Below are 5,450 nucleotides of genomic sequence, written 5' to 3' on the forward strand. Positions count from 1 at the left end.
TATTATAGGATCGTCTAAATTATTTAATCTTATTTGCTTTCCCTTATGATAACAAATATAACCAGCAGTATATAAACCTATGTATACTCCATTATAAAATTCTTGACTATTGTAACTACCATCTACTGCAAAAAACTTCTTTTCAGAACTATCAATCTCATTAAAAGGAGTAATTTCAAAATAGTGAGGTGTATAGACATCATCATCTACTGTAATTACAGGAACACAAGAAGGTTTATTGTTCACTTTATTTATATGAGTAGCAACGAAATCTATTGTGCTGTCCGATATTTCCTTCACAATTTTATCCCTTTCACCATTTTAATCTTAATTTATGTTTTTATGCTACCCCTTTATTACCATAATTTCATCTTCTGCTGATTATACACTCCATGCATAGCTTGAATCAATCGGTTGTATTCCCTATAGCCTTCCTTCCCCCTCTCAACAACACACCTGAACATGGTTCTTCTTGCAAATTGCCGCAAGTGCCTTATCATTCGTTATCAATGTTGCGTTGTGCCTTCTTGCGGCTACCATATAAAACATATCGTAAATGGAATGGTTGTTGTTAATGCCTTCGGAAAATGCTTCTTCCCAAATAGTTCTTGTGTTAATAAATACGTCTATAAAATCAAGACCGTCTTGTATATATTTTATACAGTTGTCCTTATTGTATTTTTTCATTTTTGTATATTTCCAAAAGGTATTGGATAATTCGGAAATATATAAATCTGGCGCAAGTACAATTTTTGCTTCTTGTAAAAGTTTGTCGAATTTTTTGAACTTTTCTTTTTTTAAAAGTATTTCAACAGAGCCTGAAACATCAATAATTACGTTCATCTGTTTCGATCCTCGCGGATTGATTTTACAACATCAAAATCTTTTGCTTCTTCAGGAATAAACCTGTTTCTTGTTCTTTCAAGCGCGGCAAGTCTCCGCTCTCGCCCGGAAAATTCCTTTTCCAGTCCGTCCTTTATCAACACAACGGTTTGCTGGGCAATGGTTCTATGTTGGCGTTTTGCCTCAAACTTGATTTGTTCATAAACATCACCGGGAAAGTCCCTTACCTGTAACAGCGGCATATTTTCTCCTCTGCATACAATATACATACATTTTCAATACTTGTCAATAGGACAGAAAAAAGACAAAAATGATATAATCAAAAAAAGGAGTCCTTTCTTGGGGTATGATGACGCACTGAACCTTGCCGAGCAAAAACTTGCACAGATACCGCCGCAGGAGGTTTGCCAAAAATGCGGCGTACGCTATGAAGACGGGGAATTTTTTATCCCTTGGTTTAATGTCGAAAAACCGCTTTTATCGGCTTCAGTTTCGCATAAAATATTATGGTTGCATTATTTGACAGCGGACGGGGTACAAAAACCATCGGGACATTTAATCGCTTACAGGGAAGCCGCGCCTGCGCTTTTCTATGAAACTAATTTTAATAAACGCGCGATAAAACCTCTTGTTAATCATTTTGGCAAAAATCCGCAGAGCCTCATTTCTACCGGTATTGTCCTTGGCGGACAAAAGGCTGATATGGGCGACGCGTCCGTTACGCTACATGTTCTCCCGTATTTGCCGATGACTTTTATTATCTGGGAAGCCAGTGAAGAATTTCCGCCTGATGGAAATATTCTCTTTGATCAAACGGCAAAAACATGGTTTGCGGCGGAAGACCTTGCTGTTATTGCAAGTCTTGCGGTTTATGAATTGGCAAGCAAACAATAATTAGATAAATTCGTTTTATTTAAAAATCTCATGTATAATTCTGCCTGTCCATATGTAAGGAATATCCAATCCCAGAAGCGCCGCCATGGTGGGCGCAATGTCGTAAATATTAATCGGAGATTTTATAGTATATCCCTCTTTTATACCACTACCAAAAACAATAAAAGGGATTTTACGTTTTACGGGTGTATCGGATTCATGCCAATACAAACTTCCACCATGATCCGCAGAGAATACGAATATTGTACTGTCATATATTTCCGCGTCTTTAACTGCCTGTTCAATAATTGCTATGTAGCTGTCCAATTCTTTAAGTTTTGTATAATAGTCAGGTGATCCCCATCGTCTAGATTGCCCCGTAGCACTCGGTTCATTAAACACAACTGCGGTAAAAACAGGTTTTTGTTCCATTATATAAGAGGCAATTTTTTTGGCGGATTCCATATCAGAAAATATTTCTTGTTTGTCCGTCTCTGAATCCAGGCAGATTCTTTCCAATTCAGTCCATTCATAAAAAAAAGCTGATGTCTGCTCGTTGTTTTCCAAAAGCGTAAAAATCGATGGAAAATTTTTCCTGGTGTGTCCTCCCGGCGGAGCTCCGTAAAAAAGAGATGTCCAGTTGGGCAAACATTCACTGGGCAATACGTTTAAAGTGTTAAGTCCACAAGCGCCATTAGCTATCATGCGTTTTACCGTAGGCATCTTCGCTTTAGCAACATAAGCGCTACCCCACCCATCAAGACCTATAAATACCAAATGTTTTGCAGGAACAAAATCCTGCGGTATTTTCTTTGCTTGCCTTACATACTTTGCATTTGCGCAACTTTCCGTAAAAAACAAGATAAGAGCCGAGAAAATAAGCAAAATAGAAATAAGTTTTGTTTTCATGTTTTTACCACTCACTATTAATAAAAAATCAATAAATAATTTTGTTACATAAATATATCAAAAATCTTTATTAATGACTATACTGTTTATACCCCTAAAATACCCATAGCCATTTCCTCAGTGTTTATATCTGTTGAAAATAATAAGAATTAGTGCTATAATAAGTCATGCAAAAAACTTTTATTCGTAATCGGATAACTTTCGGTCTTGGCACTATCGGCAGGGACATGGTTTACGGCATAGTAAGTATGTTCCTCATGTTCTACCTTACCGACGTAATCAATCTGCCGACAAGTACAATGTGGTGGGTGGCGGGAATTATTCTTGTCGCCCGTATTTTTGACGCCTTTAATGATCCTTTCATGGGGCTCATCGTAGACAACACGCAATCACGCTGGGGCAAATTTAAAATGTGGATTACAATAGGCGCAATAACTTCTCCGATATTTACAATTCTGCTATTTACAGATCTTGGGTTTCAAGGGAACGGATATATCATTTCTTTTGCTATTATTTATTTTTTGTGGGGAATTTGTTACACGATCCACGACATTTCATATTGGTCAATGCTTCCCAGTTTAAGCATCGATCAAAAAGAACGTGAAAAAATTGGGGCGCTTGCCCGTATTTTTGCGAATATCGGTTTGTTTTTTGTTGTTGTCGCCATAGTGCCGCTGACAAAATCGTTAGGTGAAAAATTTGGTTCTTTGCAAAAAGGTTATTTTATTTTTGCAATTTGCGTGTCGGTTTTTATGTCTTTGGGTATGTGTGTTACAATTTTCGGCGTAAAAGAGACGGGTATTGTAGCGCAAAAAAAGCAAAACACTCCGTTACGTGAACTTGTAAACATCATTGTCAAAAACGACCAACTGTTTTTTACGGCTATTTCTTTGTCGCTTTTTATGATTGGTTATATGACGACTACAAGTTTTGGGCTGTATTTTTTTAAATACGCCTATGGCAATGAAAATATGTTTTCAGTTTTTTCCGCCATTTTAGGCATATCGCAATTAACAGCCCTTGCTACTTTCCAACTTTTCAGCAAAAAGTTTGACCGCAAAACTCTCTATACCGGCGCAATTATTTCCATGACTGTGGGTTATCTGCTCTTTTTCTTCGCTCCTGTTTCAACAATGTTATTCATAGGCATTGCGGGCGTTTTAATTTTCTTTGGGCAGTCATTTATCCAACTTTTAATGACTATGTTCCTCGCCGACTCTGTTGATTACGGTCATTGGAAACTAGGCAAACGCAACGACAGTATCACTTTCTCTCTCCAACCTCTAATCAACAAAATAGGCGGCGCGGTAGGCAGCGGGGTTGTTTCCGCCGTGATAATTGTATCTGGAATTAAAGCTGCCAATACAGCCGCCGAGGTTACGCCCTCAGGTCTTTTAATGATGAAAGTAGCCATGTTAATTTTCCCGCTTCTGTGTTTCGCCGGAAGCTATTTAATTTACCGCATGAAGTACAAAATTGACAGCAAATTTTATAACCAGATACTGTCCGACCTACAAGAACGCGGGGAACTTAACAAAGAGGCATAATACCACACTTTTCTTTCTTTGTTCGCTCTTTGGTTCGTGTGGTTCGTGGTAGAAATTTTTTCGAAAAATTTTCAAAAACAGTCAAGCAAAATTAGTAAAAACCTTCGGTTTTTACTCTGGAAGTTTTGCACCCTCCCGACAGGGTTCAAAAATAGGCGTAGTCCCAAGAGGTGCAAAACTTCTCACTTTTTTAAATTTTTTTTAAATTCAGTCAAGCAAATTCGCTACTCCGCGCCATATATAGGTATGAAAAATTTATCTTTTTTGGTTGTCGCTTTTTTGTGCGGCACTGCTCTTTTTGCGGAAAGTGGCGCGGCTAATAACAAGACTGCGCCCCTTTTAAACTGGAGTCTGCTTTGGAGCGGCTCATGGGAAGAGAAAACCTTTACTTTTCAGGACGAACCTGAAGTATCGGGGACTCTTCATAACCGAGGGGAATTAAAATTGCACTTTATTCCCCCTCATCTTGTACTGCGCGGTCAAGTTCTGGATAAGCGTCCATTGAACTTTTCTCTGGAACCGCCGTGGGGAGATCCCGATAAATGGGTTACCAATTATACAGGCAGTTTGTACCACAAAACTACAGGCTCGCGGCTCCTTTACGGAACCCTTGACGAATGGGGGCTTTCCGCGCGGATTCGCAATCCGTGGATACGCTCGCCGCCTTATGCCGAAAACCACAAGCCCCTAATTGCCGACGTAAAAACCGCCGCGTCCGCAACCAAAGAGGACGAAGCATATCTGTACCTGTCCAGTTCCCCTTTGGAGCTTTTTTCAAATTTAAAACTGCGTGGCTTTGTTTCCGCGCAATCAGAAGTTGACGAGTACAAACCGGCGTTTTCAGGCGGACTGGATTTTACTATCAATAAAACCAACAGTTTGCTGATAGAAACTTTCTACACAGGCGCGACTCTCCCGCCCACAAAATCAAGCTCTTGGTTTTCCGCTTCGCCGCCTCTCCCTGAACGAGAATTCCGGCTATTTGCGGCGGGACTTCTTTTTACAAACCCGGCTTTTTCCGTAAGTTCTGATTATGCCGTCTCGGAAACTTTTGCCGTAGGGAAGGATATTTACGCCAATTTGGGTATTTCCCTCTCTCCGTCTTTACCTTTTGGGGAAAAGACAAAACCTTTGTTAATTTCATTGTCAGCGGACGGCGCGGGAAAACAATTCGTTTACAGAGACGGACAGGATCATGGGGGAGGCTTTAGAGGGGCGGCAAAAATTGAGTGGAAAGGCAGATATGGCTCTTTAGTCAAAATAAATACAATATTAAGA

General features: G+C 39.6%; 6 protein-coding genes and 1 pseudogene. 3 read left to right on the top strand and 4 right to left on the bottom strand.

The genetic code is table 11. From position 1 onward, the window contains the following. The 3 genes from ACYVTD_RS09440 to ACYVTD_RS09450 all read right to left on the bottom strand — a co-directional run. Nucleotides 1-300 (bottom strand): hypothetical protein (locus ACYVTD_RS09440; protein ID WP_461247528.1); only part of this gene is annotated, 300 nt, incomplete at its 3' end. Nucleotides 301-444: 144 nt separating this feature from the next. Beyond that, entirely contained in the window at nucleotides 445-843 is a 399-nt protein-coding gene (locus ACYVTD_RS09445) for a type II toxin-antitoxin system VapC family toxin (RefSeq protein ID WP_461247529.1), read from the bottom strand. After that, nucleotides 840-1,085: a ribbon-helix-helix domain-containing protein gene (locus ACYVTD_RS09450; protein ID WP_461247530.1), complete on the bottom strand. Its 246-nt coding sequence runs from the start codon at nucleotides 1,083-1,085 to the stop codon at nucleotides 840-842. Before ACYVTD_RS09450 ends, ACYVTD_RS09445 begins: the two co-directional genes overlap by 4 nt. A 97-nt stretch (nucleotides 1,086-1,182) precedes the next feature. Between ACYVTD_RS09450 and ACYVTD_RS09455 the strand changes: the two genes are divergently transcribed. Continuing rightward, the gene (locus tag ACYVTD_RS09455) at nucleotides 1,183-1,737 is read left to right on the top strand and encodes a DUF3786 domain-containing protein (protein WP_461247531.1); all 555 of its coding nucleotides are present in this window, start codon (nucleotides 1,183-1,185) and stop codon (nucleotides 1,735-1,737) included. A gap of 15 nt (nucleotides 1,738-1,752) precedes the next feature. On the opposite strand, the gene ACYVTD_RS09460 is transcribed toward ACYVTD_RS09455, so the two are convergent. Then, a complete protein-coding gene (locus ACYVTD_RS09460) occupies nucleotides 1,753-2,625 on the bottom strand; it encodes an alkaline phosphatase (RefSeq protein ID WP_461247532.1) in 873 nt (290 codons plus the stop codon). Between the two features lie 167 nt (nucleotides 2,626-2,792). Here ACYVTD_RS09460 and ACYVTD_RS09465 point away from each other — a divergent pair, with 167 nt between their 5' ends. Beyond that, complete coding sequence (locus tag ACYVTD_RS09465; protein ID WP_461247533.1) at nucleotides 2,793-4,172, top strand: glycoside-pentoside-hexuronide (GPH):cation symporter; 1,380 nt, start codon at nucleotides 2,793-2,795, stop codon at nucleotides 4,170-4,172. Between the two features lie 246 nt (nucleotides 4,173-4,418). Further along, nucleotides 4,419-5,450, top strand: a pseudogene (locus ACYVTD_RS09470) (hypothetical protein); the annotation flags it as partial.

The organism is Treponema sp. R6D11 (assembly GCF_054786075.1).

What these genes read in the sequence shown, in the direction of transcription:
- ACYVTD_RS09450 (WP_461247530.1), bottom strand. Translation starts at nt 1,085, where the DNA reads ATGCCGCTGTTACAGGTAAGGGACTTTCCCGGTGATGTTTATGAACAA.
- ACYVTD_RS09465 (WP_461247533.1), top strand. Translation starts at nt 2,793, where the DNA reads ATGCAAAAAACTTTTATTCGTAATCGGATAACTTTCGGTCTTGGCACT.
- ACYVTD_RS09445 (WP_461247529.1), bottom strand. Translation starts at nt 843, where the DNA reads ATGAACGTAATTATTGATGTTTCAGGCTCTGTTGAAATACTTTTAAAA.
- ACYVTD_RS09460 (WP_461247532.1), bottom strand. Translation starts at nt 2,625, where the DNA reads ATGAAAACAAAACTTATTTCTATTTTGCTTATTTTCTCGGCTCTTATC.